The 15,545-nt window shown below is 57.3% G+C and carries 19 protein-coding genes and 1 tRNA gene; 4 read left to right on the top strand and 16 right to left on the bottom strand.

Going from position 1 to position 15,545, the window contains the following annotated elements:
* Positions 1–59: 59 nt before the first annotated feature.
* From ACWNRM_RS06285 to ACWNRM_RS06260, 6 genes are all read right to left on the bottom strand, one after another.
* Positions 60–542, bottom strand: a complete 483-nt coding sequence (locus tag ACWNRM_RS06285; protein ID WP_485169908.1) for a hypothetical protein — start codon at positions 540–542, stop codon at positions 60–62.
* Positions 535–1,023, bottom strand: a complete 489-nt coding sequence (locus tag ACWNRM_RS06280; protein WP_485169909.1) for an ImmA/IrrE family metallo-endopeptidase — start codon at positions 1,021–1,023, stop codon at positions 535–537. The genes ACWNRM_RS06285 and ACWNRM_RS06280 overlap by 8 nt, the downstream gene beginning before the upstream one ends.
* Positions 1,024–1,431: 408 nt before the next feature.
* On the bottom strand, positions 1,432–2,757 hold the full coding sequence (locus ACWNRM_RS06275) for a tyrosine-type recombinase/integrase (RefSeq protein WP_485169910.1): 1,326 nt from the start codon (positions 2,755–2,757) through the stop codon (positions 1,432–1,434).
* A 472-nt stretch (positions 2,758–3,229) separates the two neighbouring features.
* Entirely contained in the window at positions 3,230–4,678 is a 1,449-nt protein-coding gene (locus ACWNRM_RS06270; RefSeq protein ID WP_485169911.1) for an APC family permease, read from the bottom strand.
* 116 nt (positions 4,679–4,794) lie between these two features.
* Positions 4,795–5,754, bottom strand: a complete 960-nt coding sequence (locus tag ACWNRM_RS06265) for a hypothetical protein (RefSeq protein WP_485169912.1) — start codon at positions 5,752–5,754, stop codon at positions 4,795–4,797.
* A 291-nt stretch (positions 5,755–6,045) separates the two neighbouring features.
* Positions 6,046–6,120, bottom strand: a tRNA-Gly gene (locus ACWNRM_RS06260).
* A gap of 219 nt (positions 6,121–6,339) precedes the next feature.
* Between ACWNRM_RS06260 and ACWNRM_RS06255 the strand changes: the two genes are divergently transcribed.
* Together ACWNRM_RS06255 and ACWNRM_RS06250 are read left to right on the top strand one after the other, a co-directional pair.
* On the top strand, positions 6,340–7,314 hold the full coding sequence (locus ACWNRM_RS06255) for a tetratricopeptide repeat protein (RefSeq protein WP_485169913.1): 975 nt from the start codon (positions 6,340–6,342) through the stop codon (positions 7,312–7,314).
* 109 nt (positions 7,315–7,423) lie between these two features.
* Positions 7,424–7,603, top strand: coding sequence for a Trm112 family protein (locus ACWNRM_RS06250; RefSeq protein WP_023979770.1), 180 nt, complete (start codon positions 7,424–7,426; stop codon positions 7,601–7,603).
* 23 nt (positions 7,604–7,626) lie between these two features.
* Here the strand turns inward: ACWNRM_RS06250 and ACWNRM_RS06245 are convergent, their stop codons facing one another.
* Positions 7,627–8,373, bottom strand: a complete 747-nt coding sequence (locus ACWNRM_RS06245) for a class I SAM-dependent methyltransferase (protein WP_485169914.1) — start codon at positions 8,371–8,373, stop codon at positions 7,627–7,629.
* Entirely contained in the window at positions 8,370–8,678 is a 309-nt protein-coding gene (locus ACWNRM_RS06240; RefSeq protein WP_485172175.1) for a hypothetical protein, read from the bottom strand. The genes ACWNRM_RS06245 and ACWNRM_RS06240 overlap by 4 nt, the downstream gene beginning before the upstream one ends.
* A gap of 94 nt (positions 8,679–8,772) precedes the next feature.
* On the opposite strand from ACWNRM_RS06240, the gene ACWNRM_RS06235 reads away from it, so the two are divergent.
* The gene (locus tag ACWNRM_RS06235; RefSeq protein WP_485169916.1) at positions 8,773–9,435 is read left to right on the top strand and encodes a tyrosine-protein phosphatase; all 663 of its coding nucleotides are present in this window, start codon (positions 8,773–8,775) and stop codon (positions 9,433–9,435) included.
* A gap of 33 nt (positions 9,436–9,468) precedes the next feature.
* Here the strand turns inward: ACWNRM_RS06235 and ACWNRM_RS06230 are convergent, their stop codons facing one another.
* The 5 genes from ACWNRM_RS06230 to ACWNRM_RS06210 form a co-directional block, all read right to left on the bottom strand.
* Entirely contained in the window at positions 9,469–9,969 is a 501-nt protein-coding gene (locus ACWNRM_RS06230; protein WP_485169917.1) for a helix-turn-helix domain-containing protein, read from the bottom strand.
* Positions 9,970–10,034: 65 nt separating this feature from the next.
* On the bottom strand, positions 10,035–11,498 hold the full coding sequence (lnt, locus tag ACWNRM_RS06225) for an apolipoprotein N-acyltransferase (protein WP_485169918.1): 1,464 nt from the start codon (positions 11,496–11,498) through the stop codon (positions 10,035–10,037).
* A gap of 78 nt (positions 11,499–11,576) precedes the next feature.
* Positions 11,577–12,476: a GNAT family N-acetyltransferase gene (locus tag ACWNRM_RS06220; protein ID WP_485169919.1), complete on the bottom strand. Its 900-nt coding sequence runs from the start codon at positions 12,474–12,476 to the stop codon at positions 11,577–11,579.
* Positions 12,476–12,967, bottom strand: coding sequence for a Fur family transcriptional regulator (locus ACWNRM_RS06215; protein WP_485169920.1), 492 nt, complete (start codon positions 12,965–12,967; stop codon positions 12,476–12,478). The genes ACWNRM_RS06220 and ACWNRM_RS06215 overlap by 1 nt, the downstream gene beginning before the upstream one ends.
* A 66-nt stretch (positions 12,968–13,033) precedes the next feature.
* The gene (locus tag ACWNRM_RS06210; RefSeq protein ID WP_485169921.1) at positions 13,034–13,432 is read right to left on the bottom strand and encodes a Ros/MucR family transcriptional regulator; all 399 of its coding nucleotides are present in this window, start codon (positions 13,430–13,432) and stop codon (positions 13,034–13,036) included.
* Between the two features lie 100 nt (positions 13,433–13,532).
* Here ACWNRM_RS06210 and ACWNRM_RS06205 point away from each other — a divergent pair, with 100 nt between their 5' ends.
* Entirely contained in the window at positions 13,533–13,766 is a 234-nt protein-coding gene (locus ACWNRM_RS06205) for a sulfurtransferase TusA family protein (protein ID WP_485172174.1), read from the top strand.
* Here the strand turns inward: ACWNRM_RS06205 and rimI are convergent.
* From rimI to ACWNRM_RS06190, 3 genes are read right to left on the bottom strand one after another with little or no spacing between them, the layout of a single operon-like run.
* A complete protein-coding gene (gene rimI / locus ACWNRM_RS06200; protein ID WP_485169922.1) occupies positions 13,739–14,203 on the bottom strand; it encodes a ribosomal protein S18-alanine N-acetyltransferase in 465 nt (154 codons plus the stop codon). The two genes, ACWNRM_RS06205 and rimI, sit on opposite strands and share 28 nt — an antisense overlap.
* Positions 14,200–14,850 (bottom strand): tRNA threonylcarbamoyladenosine biosynthesis protein TsaB, encoded by a 651-nt coding sequence (locus tag ACWNRM_RS06195; RefSeq protein ID WP_485169923.1) that lies wholly within the window; start codon positions 14,848–14,850, stop codon positions 14,200–14,202. The genes rimI and ACWNRM_RS06195 overlap by 4 nt, the downstream gene beginning before the upstream one ends.
* The gene (locus ACWNRM_RS06190) at positions 14,850–15,494 is read right to left on the bottom strand and encodes a malonic semialdehyde reductase (RefSeq protein WP_485170046.1); all 645 of its coding nucleotides are present in this window, start codon (positions 15,492–15,494) and stop codon (positions 14,850–14,852) included. Before ACWNRM_RS06190 ends, ACWNRM_RS06195 begins: the two co-directional genes overlap by 1 nt.
* Positions 15,495–15,545: the final 51 nt, after the last annotated feature.

Below are 15,545 nucleotides of genomic sequence, written 5' to 3'. Positions count from 1 at the left end.
ACTCAGGGCTTCCACCCTATACGATGCCAAGCCATTTGGTCAGATGAACAACACCGCTCTTACTTATTCGTCAATGCACCCTTAACTGTATCCACAAGGTCCTTGGCAGATTCGAGAACCTTAGACAGTGAGCCCAGAACAGACGCGTCTTCCGCCAAGTCTCGTTCCTGCTCCTTCCGCACCAAGCGGGCCAATGTCCAGAATATCGAGAGGGGGATAAATGCAAGCATGACGAAAATCGCATCTGCCGCCAGAAGTGCGTGCCAGCCTGCTTGCTCTGCCAAGTCTAACAAAAATCGACCTTTTATATAATAAAAGGCCAAACAAATTAGTGCGCCAATGAAAACAACTGAAATCAAGCCAGATCCATAGAAAAGCCACGATCTATGCTTGATTATTTGCTCGGCTTCTTTCTCTATCCTAGCGAGCGCTTGAGCGTTAAGATTAGCAACTGCTATATCGAACTCTGTTTTCCTTCCGGGAGCGATAGCTTCGTCATCGCCCACACCGGAAAAGTCGGCATCATCGGGCTGCTCAGACATTGAGCGTACGATATCCAAGGTTCTTCAGGCGATAGCCCATTGCTTCCTCAGATACGCCAAACTGCCTCGCCATCTGGTAAAGAGGAGTCGCATTGCGAACTGCATCGCGCACATGATCTTCAGGCATAAGCAACTCAGCCGCGAAGCGATTTGCCGAAAACTCCACAGGATCACGCTTCTGTAGCTGCGCCTTAGTGTCTCGGGCGCGCGGTCCGTGCCTCATGAAAAAATGCCCCAACTCATGAGCAAAAGTGAACCGCTGATGGGTCTGCGCACGCAAGGGGTTGATCAGGATAACAGGGCGATCATTCCTCAACAGGAACTGCCCACTTGCCCCATCCCGCATTGCATCGTCCTCGTCCATGTAATGAACCTCAACGCCCCATCTTTCGGCTATGGCATCGAGGTTTATCGCTGGCACGTCAGGCAGACCTGCCTGGCTACGGACAAGATCAGCAACTTTCTGTTCGTATGTGCTCATGACATGCTCCCCTGGACGGGAACGCGATTCATCATGGCGTGCATGGTCAATTCCTTCATTCCGTGGTTGCAGGGGGCCCCATGAATCAAAAGGCATCATCCGGAAAATGACGCTTGACTCACGGAAAGTGTCTTCGAACGCAATATGCTTGTTGGATTCGCGATTCGCAAGATGCGCAGATGGAAACAAGAAGCGAAATTAGGAACGGTCAGACCTCTTGCGCCAAACTGGCGCAAAAGGCCAAGCTCGGACGATTGATACTAGGATTATTGCTGATCTACGCGGGCCTTGTGAGCATCGGAAAACTTGACGCCAAGAGACGGACGAAAGCCGATAACCTCACTCCGTCTATTAGCACAAAACGACATTTTTAGCACGTTCGATCATGCTTTTGGGTGACGGCCCCCTTCAGCGCCGGAATGGCACCACGTTTCCATGAACCTCGACCAGCCCGGAAGCGATGGCTGCCCTTTCGAGGTGGGATGCCCAGACATTCAACGCCTGCGCCCGCTCATCCATGAATTGATGCCTCTGATAGATCGCGGCGACACCCTTAAGCGACGCCGGAACGTGATTGAGGGTCAGGTCCGCAACATGCGGCGGGATACCCAGCCGCGCCATAGTCGTCACGCCGGTTCGACGCAAGTCATGCAGGGTCCAGCTTAAGGCTGGGGCAGGCCCGTTCTTTCCCGCTATAATTTGCTCTTGAGGAGCCTGCTCAGCTATGTCTGCAGCCATCAAACGGCCCAAGCGTTCGGTGGCATCTGAGAAGCCGGAAATTGGGCTGTGGCCGGTTGTCGTGAAGACCAGAGGCGACAGAGTGCCGTCAGCAAGCTCACGTCGTGGCAAGCCCGCCAGTTCGCGCCGTGCCGCCTCCGACAGATGAACGATGTGCGCCTTCCCGTTCTTGGCTCGACCAGCGGGTACGGTCCAGGTCGATAGGTCTGACGTGATCTCATCCCACCTCATCCCGGCAACCTCACGCAGCCTCTGCAATGTCAGAGCCAAAACCCGGAAATACGGCCCAAACGGATAGCCCATGGCCCCAGAAGCGCGCCAGAATGCGCCTAGCTCAGCATCGTCCAGAACACGGTCTCGGCTGGTATCTCGGCTATCGAGCACGACTTCGGCAAAGGGGTTATCGCCCACCAAACGTCTCTTGACTGCCCAGCCGAACATGGCCCGCCCGTAAGCATGGACACGCCGCGCTGTAGTAGGGTGCGCTTCACTAATGTCATCAAGCCGGGCCTGAACGTCACCCACGGTAAGCTGGCGAGCAGGTAGGCCGAGGCTTGGCCCGAACGCATAGCGCAGACGGTGCGGGGCCTCTCGCCTGTAGTTCTGGCTCCGGTCACGCAACGCGCCGTCCTGCCAACGGCCAATCAGAACGTCGAGCGTGAGGGCATCAGCGATGGCGTCGCGCGCCTCCTGCACCTCAGCCGCAAGGGTGGCCTGTGCCCTGACCTTACGCTCACCCACCGGGTCACCACCCGCCAGGACACGCCCACGCGCTTCCTGAGCCATACGCCTTGCCTGCGCAAGCGTGATCTGTCCGTAGGTCCCGAGGCCAAGACGGCGGCTCTTCCCGCCATACCGGTATTCGAACAGGAAGGTTTTGGATCCTGTGGCGTTCACCCTGACCCGAAGGCCCTTTACCTCATCATCGGCATACATCACGTCCCGCTTGTCGGGCGGACATGTGAGGCCATCGAGAACGGGCTTGGTGAGCTTCATTGCGATCGGTTCCGGGGCTCCCCACACCTCCCACACCTTGGAAAATCAGAGGTGTGGGAATTGTGTCAGACAGTGGGGAAGAGAGGGAGAGGAAAAAAGGTAAGGAAAACAGGTGTATATGTGTGTTTGTGTTAAATACATTTATATTCCCCACACCTTCCACACCTCCCACACCGCAAAAACATAGCCTCCCGGATTTTTGACCCTTTTTCTCCGGAGTAAACGGCCCTTCACCCACTGACGGAATTTTCCGGAGTCAATCCGGAGTCATTCAAAAAGGTAATATAGGCACCTTCTGGCACCTCGCGGCATGAGAGTCCCGCATGGGGTCCGACTTAAGTCATTGATTTGGCGGGGTTTAGCACATCTTGGCACGTTTAAGGTATGATACCTGACGTGTTTCGTAATCAGTAGGTCCTCGGTTCAATTCCGAGTGTCGGCACCATCTCCCCTCCCTGCATTTTGCGCTTGATCAGTGCGATACATGGTCAGGCCTGGTTTGCCTGCGCCCAAGCAACCAGCCCGCGACGCAATACAACGTGAGAAACCCAAGCGGGATCCACTCGCCACGCAGGGTTTGCGCGGTCAGGTCGGTCAGTACGGTCGCCAGATTGATCAGGCAGGCCACTATGGCCAGCACCGGCACAATCCCGATCCAGAGCCCACCAAGACGCACACCGCCCAAGGGTACACGAAACCGCGCCTGGGGCAGGCTTTCATCACCACGAAGCTTCATGACGGCAAAGGCGATTACCAGAAAACCGATCATCGTGCCGATACTCACGAGATCGGCCAGCAAGGTGATGGGAAGCAGCGCGGCCGTGAGCGCGGTCAGGCCGGTGGTCAGCGCAATGGCAAGCACGGGTGCACCTGTTTTTGCATCGACCAGACTGAGGCGCGGGCTGATGAGGCGATCATGGGAGAGGATGTGGCAAAGACGGGACTGCCCATAAAGACTGACAAAAAGCACCGAACCCAGGCCAATGACGGAACCGAATTGCAGCACGAGCGCCAGAGCTGGCATGGCCAGTGCCTGCACGGCGAGCGCAACAGGGCTGGCGGTGCCAAGCTGACGAAACGGCACAAGCCCAGTCATCACCAGAGAGACCATGACGTAAAGCACCGCACTGATCGCCAGAGCACCAATAAGCCCGAACGGCACGTCCCGCCCTGGATGGCGGGCCTCAGACGCCGCAATCGAAATCGAATCGAAACCCAGATAAGCGAACGATACGACGGCAACCGCGCGCATCAATCCGGCAATACCGAAGTGGAACCCACCTTCGGAAGGCGGCAGGAACGGGTGCCAGAGAGCCGGTTTCACCTGCGAACACCCCACCCCGACAAAAACCACGAGCACAGCAAGCTTCAGAAGCACAAAGGCGGCATTGGCCCTGCTTGCCTGACGGATGCCGCGTGACAGCACCAGGCCAAGAACAAGCACCAGAAAGAACGCTACCGCATTGATCTGCGCCACAAGATGGAAGCCGCCACCCTGCCAGATGACGGTCGACCCGCTGAGAGAGGCGGGAAGTGTGATGCCACAGCCCGACAGGAATTTGGCAAGATAGCCCGTGAGGCCGACAGAGACTGCCGATCCGGCAAGCGCATATTCCAGCACCAGCATCCACGCGACCCACCATGCAGGCCCCACCCCCAGCACAGCGCGCGCATACCCGTAAGCGCCGCCCATCGAGCGCGGAAGCGCCGAGGCAAGCTCGGCATAGCAAAGACCGATGAAGCCGCAGCTGATCGCTGCCAGTACGAAGGAAAGGGAAACGGCTGGTCCGGCATATTGCGCAGCGGCGACACCGGGCAGAACATAGATGCCGGCTCCAACGACACTGCCGATCCCCATCATCAACAGACTGAACGGACCGAGCTGGCGATGAAGAGTGCGAGACGGACCGTCTGTCGCCATGAAGCAGTTCCTTGAAGCAAGATCAGCGCCAAGCTGTGGCGTGGTCTCGCCGCCAAGGCAAGTCCTGTCAGCGTCCGGAACGGCAAGCCCAGATGCGGCCTGAGGCCATTTCGCAATCAGAACATCATATTGACTGCAATCTGCGGTGCTACATTCATATTGGTATTATGTCCTGCAAAGAACGCCGATGCCCCCGCTATAACGCCAAAACGAGGTGACCAGCTGAATTCGAGCGCTGGGGCAACCATCCAGTCCCCCGAGGACCCGTTGATTCGATCAACGCGCCGACCCATCGCATCCGATCCCCAGACGCGCGCACCATTTGCCCAGTCACGCACCATATCCACCGCAAGCACCCAGCGCTGATTGAAGCCGTATTCGAGCGAAAAGCCCGTCTGACCACTCATGCCGGGACGCCCTCTCCCGACAAAGCCTTTGGTTGTGCCATAGCTCGTAATGTTGTCCAGGCGGGCCGAAGTGACTGCACGACGAAATGTCGCCCACATACGCAGGCGCAGCGTATGATCATGCGGCAAATCATATGTGGATTGCTCGACCAGAGCCGTACGAAAAACATAGGCGCCGTTACCCACACCATCCATACTGCGGCCCAGATTTGAGTAATCACCTGTCGGCATGAGCATGCCCACAAACAGGCTCAGTGAAGGAATATACCGTTTGGGATCAGGGTCCAGAAAACGCCAGAGGAAATCGACCGGCATATCGCCAAATTTCAGGCTACTCGTCGTACCATCACCACGTTTCCAGCCATAACTGATCGCCGGGAAGAGCTGGATGCTGATATTGTCGGTCAGACCATATTTGACCATCGTGGAATTACTGATCGTTCTCTGTCCCGGCCCGGACGGCAGAGAACGACCATTGGAACCAAGATAGTCAACAGGCTGGTTATACGTCAGGTAGGGCTCGATACCGAGAACCCCTGCCTTGAACTGCGGTCCAGATGGCGAGATGAGCGACCCGGTATACCATTGCTCGCGCTTTGGCTGGGGCTCAGCATCAGAAGCCCAGACCTCACCAGTCAGCCTGCTGGCCGTTGAAAAGGCCAAGATCAACCCGAGAATAGCAGGAACTGACCTTGAGTAGCTCTTGATCGTAGGAAAATATCTCAAAATCTTGCCGCGTTATTTTTTTGTTACCCTGAGATGGTTAAAAACCTTCCGCGGGTGACGCAACCTGTCCGAGACGAAATTTATCTGATCAGAGAGTCAGCTTCATTGGTATGTAAAGCGTTTCAACGCACAAGTTCACGAATATGTCAGGAAAGTAATTCCAGCCATTCGGAGAGTACTGATTTTTTGTATGAAAATTCGGAAGCGCCGCTCCAGATAAATCATTGGTTTATCTGGAGCGGGCGATGGGATTCGAACCCACGACCCCAACCTTGGCAAGGTTGTGCTCTACCCCTGAGCTACGCCCGCGTTCCGTTGGACGGGTAATTACTGCCAGAGGCCGTGGCACGCAAGAGGGTTTTTCAAAAAATATGCTTTTTTTCTGCTTTTCTTTCCTAAGCGCCCCTCCCGACGCCTTGCGCCCAGGCTCGGGCTTGCGTCCTGCACGCTTCAGAACAATCTTGTAGCCATGATGATCAACAGGTGATGCCAGCGAAAAGCCGTGCATCATCGGGACAGAGAGATTCCATGGACTATATCATTGGGCAGAATCGCCCCCAGCCCGGAAACGACGCAGGTCTGACCCCGTCTCCCGGCGCTCCTGGCACACAAGGTGCACTCATCGTCGATGCCGATCAGCACAGCTTCATGCCTGAGGTGCTCGAAGCCAGCCGGCAGCTTCCCGTACTTGTGGATTTCTGGGCGCCCTGGTGCGGACCCTGCAAGCAACTGACCCCCGTGCTCGAGCGAGCCGTGACGGCGGCCGGCGGTCGGGTCAAGCTGGTCAAGGTCGATATTGAAGCCAATGCCGCGCTTGCGGCCCAGCTTGCGCAGGTTGGTCTGCCTATCCAGTCGATCCCGCTCGTGGCCGCCTTTTATAAGGGCCAGATTGTCGACATCATGCAGGGTGCCCAGCCCGAGAGCGAAGTGCGCCGCTTTATCGAGCAGATCGTCAAGGCAACCGGCGCCACGCTGCCAAGCGCGGATATCCTTGCCGCGGCCTCGGCTGCCCTGCAGGAAGGTCAGGCAGAGGAAGCCGCCGGGCTGTTTGCCTCGCTGCTCGAAATCGAGCCGGAAAACCCCGAGGGCTGGGGCGGCATGATCCGGGCGCTGACGGTACTGGGTGATGATGAGGGTGCGGACGAAGCCCTGAGTCAGGTACCACCCAAGCTGGCGGAGCACCCGGCCGTGACAGGCGCACGCGCTGCCCTGGCCCTGCACAAGGAGAGCCATCAGGCAGCCTCGGCGCTCGACGGGCTCCGGGCAGAGTGTGCGGCTTCTCCCGACGATCTCGCTCTGCGCTTTCGTCTGGCTGGAGCCCTGAATGGTGCGGGTCATAAATCAGAGGCAGCAGACACGCTGCTTGCCATCATCAAACAGGACCGCGAGTGGAATGACGGCGGAGCGCGCGCCGAATTGCTGCGCTTCTTCGAAGCCTGGGGTAATACCGATCCGGCAACCTTGCCCGCGCGACGCAAGCTGTCAGCCCTGCTCTTTTCCTGAGCCACGCCTCGCGGCTGCCATCCTGCCTTCTTCCCCTTTAAAAGAGGAATGACGAAGGCAGGGTCGAGGCCATTCAACCCCCTCTCCCATCCATCAGAAGGATTCACCTATGGCTCAGGATCTCGATCCCCGCCTTCTTTCCATGCTTGTCTGCCCGGTGACGAAGGAAGCGCTTATCTATGACCGCGAGGCACAGGAGCTTGTCAGCAAGGGGGCCCGCCTTGCTTACCCTGTGCGCGACGGCATTCCGGTGATGCTGCCGGAAGAAGCCCGCCCCCTGGCCGACTGACAAGCCATGACCGGCACTGCGCCTTAACGTACCGTGAAAAGCGCCGTATCGAGCATGAAGCTTCCGTCAGCCTCGACAGCAAAATGCTGTCGGGTTCCGGCATCCGTCGCCCTCTGAAGCGACAGGATGGCCTGCTGATGCAAGGCGGGCGTCCGGGTTCGCGCAACCCATGAGGCGAAGTCGAGCTTCAGGCGCAAAGGCTGATAGTCCTCCAGCGTAAATCCGGCGCTCTCAAGACCGCGCCTCCACTCCGAGACGCGATAATTGCGCATGTGCGAGGGATCGCGCAGGGTCTCAATCGCCTGTAGCACGGAATCGACCATAGGGGCCTCCGGGGCGACCGTGTCGATAAAGATCCCCAGACCGCCCCGTCTCAGTACGCGACGCGCCTCATTGAGCCCTGCCTGCAGATCGCACCAGTGATGGGCGCTGAAGCGGCTGGCCACCACATCGAAAATGCCATCTGCAAAGGGCAGGGATTCCGCAAAACCTCCGACAGGGTGGATCCGGGTCAGCCCCCGGCGCTCTGCCTCGTTCCGGACGGCAAGAGCCATGCTCAATGTCGGGTCATAAGCCACGACCTGCCCGCAGAACGGCGCCATGGCATAGCTCACATGACCGCCGCCACAGCCGAGATCGAGTGCCACATTGGGGGTCTCTTCACGCAGAAGGGCGACAAGACGCTCCAGATCCTCCCCGACCGCATGGGTCTGGCTGCTGACATAATCATTGGCGCGAGGGCCATAATGCCCGGTGACGAATTCGCTCATGGATTCCCTCTCTTGCCGTAGGAGACTTCGGCATCGGGCACGGCATATTGCGGTTTGACCTCACTGGTCGTCACGGTCTCGGTGGCAAGGCCTGGCAGAACCGGCGGACCCGACGCCCCATCCATGCCCGGTATGGCAACCGGCAGCGAAGCATAGGCGCGGGCCATGCGATCGCGATGGGGCGGCTGACCGGGCGGATGCCCAGGTGGACCATTGACGGCCAGATCCGGCTTCGGGGGGCCGAATGTATTATCCGCACAGCCGGCAAGAACCATCAGACAGAGGAGGAGCGAGGCTGAGCGCATGACGAATCTTGTATCAACCTCATTCACTGGCGGCAATTGACGGATGATGCCGGGTGCGGCAGGCATCGCACAGCAAATCGGGGGAGAGTTTTTCGTGTTTGATGGATCGCTGGCAATTGCCGCAGGCCGACGCAAGGCGTGGATCGACAGTCTTTTCGTCGATCATGCCATTTTCCGTCTACCCTGGACCAATCTCGCCACCGTCGTGCCGGGCAAGGTCTATCGCTGCAATCACCCCACACCCGCACGGCTGGCCCGACTTAAAAAGCGTCTGGGCCTGCGCACACTGGTCAATCTGCGCGGGCATCGGCGCTGCGGCTCCGATGCTCTGTCGCGACAGGCCGCACAGACGCTGGGCCTCAATCATATCGATATGGCTTTTGAAAGCCGTGGCGCACCGCACCGAGACAGGATCCTGCGCTTTGCAGGGTTGTATGAGCAGATTGATCGTCCCATGCTCATGCACTGCAAGTCAGGAGCCGACCGCGCAGGTCTGGCCTCGGCATTGGTCGTCCTGTTTGAAGGCGGCACAGCGGCGCAGGCACTGCGGCAGCTGCACTGGCGGTTCGGTCATTTCAACCGCGCCCGCACAGGCATTCTTGATGCGTTTGTTTTACGTTATCAGGCCGAGGCAGAAGGGCGTGTCCCGTTCATGCACTGGGTCGAAAATGAGTATGATGAGGTCAGACTGAAACAGGATTTTACTGCGGGTAAACTCGCCTCATTCGTGACTGACAGGGTTCTGCGGCGAGAATAGGCTGACACGGAACAAAAAGCCCTATTTTCTTCATCAAGCTGGTGAGGCCAGGCTTTTTACAAGTTTGACCAGTTGAAGCCTAACCTTGGCGTCGGCGATATTCTGGAAAGCCTGTAATAACTCGACAGACATTGCATCAAGATGCAAGCCGCTCATAGCCTTGTGCAAGGGAGTACCGCTAGCAGGTCTACCCTCAGGAGGCGCCTCGCTGAAGCTCGCAGGGGCTTCCGAAAAGCCGTTGGAAAACGTGGGCACCCCGTGGCCACGGGTCAGCTGCGCACTCCCTCCCCCTGTCAGATCGTCGAAAAAAAAGCCGATTGGCACATCAAGAACGCGCGCCATCTCATAGAGACGACTTGCACCAACCTTGTTGGCGCCGCGCTCATATTTCTGCACTTGCTGGAATGTCAGCCCCAGTGCCGCACCGAGTTTTTCCTGGGACATGCCAAGCAGTGTCCGCCGCAACCTGATCCGTGCGCCAACCAATGCATCAATCGGACCAGCCGCCGAAGCGCTTTTCGCGGTATTACTCATGAAGAAAGGACTCATATTGGGGGTTAATCAAAAGCACCCATTGGTGCCGATTAACTTTTTATTAGCTATTTGCGGCGATACCCAAAAAAAATAGCGGCCATGATGGCGAGGGCACATAAGCCTAATGGTACAGCTTTCCCATAGCGCGAGAAAGTAGTCGGCAGATGCGGCGAGGGTAAGGCGACAACCAGACTATCAGCCTTACCCCAAGGCAGACGGGCAATTTCATGCCCTGCACCATCAAACGCTGCTGTGATACCCATATTGGCGGCCTGTACGATGGGGAGTCCCTCCTCCACCGCACGAATCCTGACCGTCGCGAGGTGCTGGCGCGGGCCGGCACTGTTTCCGAACCAGGCGTCATTGGTAATATTGGCCAGCCAGTTGGGGCGTTTAGCGCCTATCACATGTCCGGAAAATATAATCTCGTAACAGACCAGGGGTCCTACCGCACCCAGCGCCGGCAATGACCAGGTGGCAAGTCCCTTACCAGGCGTCAACTGATCCGGCAGCAGGTTGAAGGGTATAAAGCGGGGTTGATATTCGCCGAACGGCACCAGCGTGGACTTGTCGTAAACTGCCCTGATCTGCCCGCTTTCATCGAGCGCGAAGATGCTGTTGTAAAAACGATTGGCCTCATCTCGTCGATCCGATCCGATCATCCCCCACGCCCCGTCAGCAGCCTGGGCAATCACGCGCCTTGCTGCCTCGTCCTCATCAAGCAATCCGGGAAACCCGGACTCAGGCCAGAGGTAAACCACGCTCCGATCTTGGTTGAGACTTCTCGCCCTTGCCACCGCCTCGTTAGTCAGACGCAGATAGAGTCTGAAGGCCCCGATGGCGCCATCTCGCGAGAGAATATCGCGCTCGTTAACATTACCCTGAAGAAGCGCTACAACCGGATTAGTCACCGGCAGAAACCGCGGATGTGTCAGGTGCCAGGTTCCCCATACCATCCACAGGCAAAGCGTACCGACAAGACAAAGACGGGCCCTGCGCCCGTGCCAGACCAGCAGGCCACACAGGACGGCAATCAGGGTCAGTCCGTCCACGCCTATAATGGAAGCAGGCTGAACGAGCACATCACCGACAAGCCCCGGAATCTCGAACACGCTGCCAGTCGGGTTCCAGGGAAAACCCGTGAAGATGAACACGCGCGCCATGTCGGCCAGCGTCCATAGTGCAGACAGCATGACCATGCGTGACGCGCCTTCAGGCATGAAACGAGACAGCAGGACAGGCACCATGATGAATGGTGCGAGAATCAGCGCGCAACCTGGCGCCGCAATAGGTACGGCCCACCAGAATTCATGCGCCCGGGTCAGTATGGCATTGGTGAGCCATGACAGCGCCGCCGTATGATAGCCGAGCCCGAAGAAAAAGGCATGCAACGCGAGTTGGCGCGCACTGTGGGCATCCTGAGTGCAGCGGTAGAGATAGAGCAGACCCAGAGCAAGAGCAGGCAGGCAATACAAAGGCGGAAGCGCGAGTGAGGCAAACGCACCGACGATGAGATCAGCCAGAATCATTTTCCCGGTGGAAAATGGAAGCCGGCTCGAGGGGGCGGATGAGTTCCAGAGCCGGAAAGTCACATTGTACTCCTGAGTTTATTCGAGAGCGTCTCTTAGCCTGCGCTCATAATGGCGGTAGTATTTGTCCGCCAACAGCTCGCTTTTAACGAGAACAGCCACATCTGTTGTATTGAATTGTTCGTCCACAACGGCGCCATCACCGATGAAGCCACCAAGACGCAAGTATCCCTTGATAAGTGGCGGCAGCTTCGAGAGACACTTGCGATGGTCGAGCAGATGCGGGTCGCTGCGTTGCATGTCCACATACCGGTCAGGCAGGGCACGGATGCGAAGCGCCGGCGGTGCGAGATGGTTGTGATACAGATAGGTCAATTCATCAGCCATGAGATCGGGATTGGTTCCCGGCAAGCTGGCACAGCCAAAAAGGACATCGATGCGATGCAGGAAAATATAGGAGGCAATGCCGCGCCATAAGAGTTGCATTGCCGAGCGACCGCGATAGCGCTGATCGACACAGGAACGGCCAACCTCGAGCAGACGACCGGGAAACTCGGTAAGTGTCGAGATATCGTATTCACTGGACGTATAGAAACGCCCAAGTTGCGCGGCCTTGTCGCTGGTCAGCAAGCGGTAGGTTCCCACCACGCCTTCTGCGCCGGAGGAGACTGCATGATCGATCACCAGAAGGTGGTCCGCAACCTCGTCAAAATCATCGATATCGCGCTTCAGACGGGCTGTGCGTTCGTCCGCATGCGCGCCCATCTCCTCGAAGAACACGCGATAGCGCAGCGCCTGTGCGGCCTCGCGCTCGGCATCGGTGGTAGCGATACGAACACCGAGTTGCCCCCCTCGAAGTTCTGGAAAAGACTCACGCGACAGGTCGAGGCTTGAAAGCGACTGACCGGCTGCAGCGGTATTTTCGCCATCTGTTACCAGAAGACGCAGAATTTCGGCGTGGGAAGGTTTGGCGCTCATCAATCCTGACCTGTTGAGCCGCTCGTCTTCTGGGGCATACGGCGACCGAAGAGTTCGAGACGATGCGAGACCAGATCGAAACCAAGACGTTGGGCGAGAGCTTCCATCAGGGCCGCATGTTCCTCATCCTCAAATTCGACGACATGACCGGAATCAACATCGATCAAATGGTAGTGGTGCTGGTGGCCGGGCTCACTCGCCTCGTATCGTGCACGACCTCCACCAAAATCACGACGCTCAAGGATACCCTTTTCCTCAAGCAACCGAACGGTGCGGTAGACTGTCGCAATGGAGATACGTGCATCGAGTTGCGAGGCCCGTCGATACAGTTCCTCCACATCCGGATGATCTTCGGCCTCGGACAGGACACGCGCGATGACACGGCGCTGCCCTGTCATCTTGAGGCCCCGGTCGATACATAATTGCCCGATGCGTGACTCTTCCTGAGCCCGCCCGCTTCGCTTTGCGTCAGCTTTCGCTTCAGATACCATGGAATATGGCGTAGCCGAAAATCCAGCCCTTTGCCAACGTTAAGTATCGGACAAAGGGCGCCTTTATCATCGGCGGTGGCCGAGACCGATCTTGCGGGCAAGATTCGAACGGTGGCTCGCGTAATTCGGTGCGACCATCGGATATTCCGGGGGCAGATCCCAGCGCTCACGGTATTGCTGAGGTGTCATGTCATACACGGTCTGAAGGTGACGGCGGAGCAGTTTGAGCTTTTTGCCATCTTCAAGACAGATGATATAGTCAGGAAATACTGATTTCTTTGGCGGCACGGCAGGCGTTGGCTTCACAACTTCCGGCTTGGTATTGGCTACATTGGACAAGGTCTGATGAATTGTCCGAATGAGATTGGGCAGGTCTTGACCTGAAACTTCGTTGTGAGCCACATAGGCAGAGATGATCTGTGTTGTTAGTTTTTGCAAAATTAAATTGTCTGGCTCGCTCGACATATAAATTTCCCTCAATGAATACGTCTTTCATATACGAATACACTGCAAAAATCATATAGTCCAAGAAAATATATTATCGAAACAATAGGAAAACAATACAATGCCGGGCAAGATTATCGATATCACTGACAAGATATGTCCCATGACCACGGTGTATGTCCGTCTGGCGCTAGACAGGGCCATGCGAGGGGAGACTCTCCGGATTTTTCTCAAGGGGGAAGAGACACGTCAAAACGTCCTTACCCTCCTGCAGACCCTTGGACAGCAGGCAGAGTGGTCGGTTGCGGAGAAGCCGGAAGAGGGTGATTACCGCATAGAGCTATGTAAATCGTGACGCATGACAAGTGCATCGCTTCCGTCCGGGTAGTAGGCGCGTCGAAACCCGCACTCGGTGAATCCCTGCGCCTTGTAAAGGGCAATTGCCGCCCTGTTCCCGACTGACACTTCCAGGAAGAGACTCTCTACACCTTGTCTGGCAAGGCTTTCGATTGCCTGTTCAAGCATCATCCGGGCAAAACCGCGACGACGACAGGCAGGGGCCACTGCAATCGTCAGGACTTCGGCTTCATCCAGACAGTGCCGAACCAGCAACAAGCCGCAAGGGTCGCCGCAATCCTCGATTATCCAGCCGGGCGTACCTGGCGATGCCAGCAACCCCTGGAACGCTGCCGCCGCCCATCGCTCGGCTTCTGAGAAAACCGCCGCATGCAGACGTGCGCAGATTTCTGCATGAACACTGTGCAGGGCAATCAGCGACGCTGCATGTGTCATGTAATTGGTGCGGGGCGCAGACCACGGGCCGGCAACTTTGCCTCAGGGGCGTCAATATAAAGGGGCTCAAGCATTGCGGCATCGGGTGCAAGCCATCCCGCATCCAGAATCATCTGGATGTCGAGTGCCCGTGGGTCGTTTTTGACCCTCTGCTGCTGCTCGGTTGTAAGCATCGATACGCCATTTCCGACCAGAGTCCCTGCATCCGGGAAAGAAAATGCTTCAGGCGCTCCAGCCCAGAAACTGCCGTCGGTCCATTCCGCAAACAGGCGATCACGACGCGCATTGGTCAGACAGATGGCGTTCGACAGTTCGGGTCTGGACCTGAAACAGTCGCCTGTTGTTACCCCGCGAAGCCTCGCCCCGAAACCGAGGGAGAGACCATTAGCCAAAGAGAGGCTTGCACGCAAACCGGTAAAGGAGCCTGGGCCCACAACAGCAATGATCACATGAGGCCCCGCGCTCCAGCCGGGTATTCTGAAGAAATCCCGGCAATGGGCCGCGAGAGAGGCTGTGGCCCCCAACCCCTCAATCACTGCATGGGCAACACAGCGTCGCCCCTCGAATATGGCCAGATCCCCCGCGCTCGAAGCGCCCAATGTAGCGCCATTGAGGACAAGGGAACGCCTCTCAGCTTCGAGAACCATCAAAGGACCAGGCAGGTTTCATCAAAAGCAAGGCGCATGGCACGATCAGATGATGGTGGAGCCTCAGCATAGCCAAGCCCGGCGATGAAATTGATGCGCCACCCGGTGTCCGAGAGAAAATCATCTTCGACTGTGAAGCTGTCAAAGCCGGAGAATGGCGCGATATCCAGACCAAGGGCGCGCGCTGCAAGGATCATGTATCCTCCCTGAAGCGACCCGTTGCGAAACGCCGTCTCTTCAGACAATCCCACATCTGCCGCGAACCAGTTGCGCAAATTCTCCTCTCGGCTCAGCCGAGGCAAGTGCTCGAAGAACAACGGGTCATGACAGACAAGTATGATCACGGGGGCGGTAAGGCACCGCTCGATATTCCCTGCAGAGAGAGATGGCCGCAAGCGCGCCTTCATGTCGTCAGAAGTGAGGAATACGAAACGTGCCGGGCAGCAATTACCTGATGTCGGGCCCAGTCTGACCAGATCGTAAAGAGCGACCAGCGTTTCGCGCTCTACAGGACGAGTTGACCAGCTTTGAGGTGTGCGGGCCTCGCGAAACAGCTGATCCAGAGACTTTGCATCGAGAGACGCAGGGGCCTCCGCCGTATTCGGCGACGTCGATTCGTGATGATCCCGTTTCGTACTGCCCACCGCAAGAGACTCATCAGGGATCGAATCATCCAGTGACACCAGACCAGGGGA

The sequence above is a fragment of the Asaia sp. A2 genome (genome assembly GCF_057319415.1).
Note: the sequence above shows the minus strand (reverse complement) of the source record. Positions and strands in the feature narration are given on the sequence as shown.

Bases quoted from the DNA above. Each gene is read 5' to 3' on its own strand.
- ACWNRM_RS06285 (WP_485169908.1), bottom strand. From the start codon at position 542: ATGTCTGAGCAGCCCGATGATGCCGACTTTTCCGGTGTGGGCGATGAC.
- ACWNRM_RS06280 (WP_485169909.1), bottom strand. From the start codon at position 1,023: ATGAGCACATACGAACAGAAAGTTGCTGATCTTGTCCGTAGCCAGGCA.
- ACWNRM_RS06275 (WP_485169910.1), bottom strand. From the start codon at position 2,757: ATGAAGCTCACCAAGCCCGTTCTCGATGGCCTCACATGTCCGCCCGAC.
- ACWNRM_RS06270 (WP_485169911.1), bottom strand. From the start codon at position 4,678: ATGGCGACAGACGGTCCGTCTCGCACTCTTCATCGCCAGCTCGGTCCG.
- ACWNRM_RS06255 (WP_485169913.1), top strand. From the start codon at position 6,340: ATGGACTATATCATTGGGCAGAATCGCCCCCAGCCCGGAAACGACGCA.
- ACWNRM_RS06250 (WP_023979770.1), top strand. From the start codon at position 7,424: ATGGCTCAGGATCTCGATCCCCGCCTTCTTTCCATGCTTGTCTGCCCG.
- ACWNRM_RS06245 (WP_485169914.1), bottom strand. From the start codon at position 8,373: ATGAGCGAATTCGTCACCGGGCATTATGGCCCTCGCGCCAATGATTAT.
- ACWNRM_RS06240 (WP_485172175.1), bottom strand. From the start codon at position 8,678: ATGCGCTCAGCCTCGCTCCTCCTCTGTCTGATGGTTCTTGCCGGCTGT.
- ACWNRM_RS06230 (WP_485169917.1), bottom strand. From the start codon at position 9,969: ATGAGTAATACCGCGAAAAGCGCTTCGGCGGCTGGTCCGATTGATGCA.
- lnt (WP_485169918.1), bottom strand. From the start codon at position 11,498: ATGATTCTGGCTGATCTCATCGTCGGTGCGTTTGCCTCACTCGCGCTT.
- ACWNRM_RS06220 (WP_485169919.1), bottom strand. From the start codon at position 12,476: ATGAGCGCCAAACCTTCCCACGCCGAAATTCTGCGTCTTCTGGTAACA.
- ACWNRM_RS06215 (WP_485169920.1), bottom strand. From the start codon at position 12,967: ATGGTATCTGAAGCGAAAGCTGACGCAAAGCGAAGCGGGCGGGCTCAG.
- ACWNRM_RS06210 (WP_485169921.1), bottom strand. From the start codon at position 13,432: ATGTCGAGCGAGCCAGACAATTTAATTTTGCAAAAACTAACAACACAG.
- ACWNRM_RS06205 (WP_485172174.1), top strand. From the start codon at position 13,533: ATGCCGGGCAAGATTATCGATATCACTGACAAGATATGTCCCATGACC.
- rimI (WP_485169922.1), bottom strand. From the start codon at position 14,203: ATGACACATGCAGCGTCGCTGATTGCCCTGCACAGTGTTCATGCAGAA.
- ACWNRM_RS06195 (WP_485169923.1), bottom strand. From the start codon at position 14,850: ATGGTTCTCGAAGCTGAGAGGCGTTCCCTTGTCCTCAATGGCGCTACA.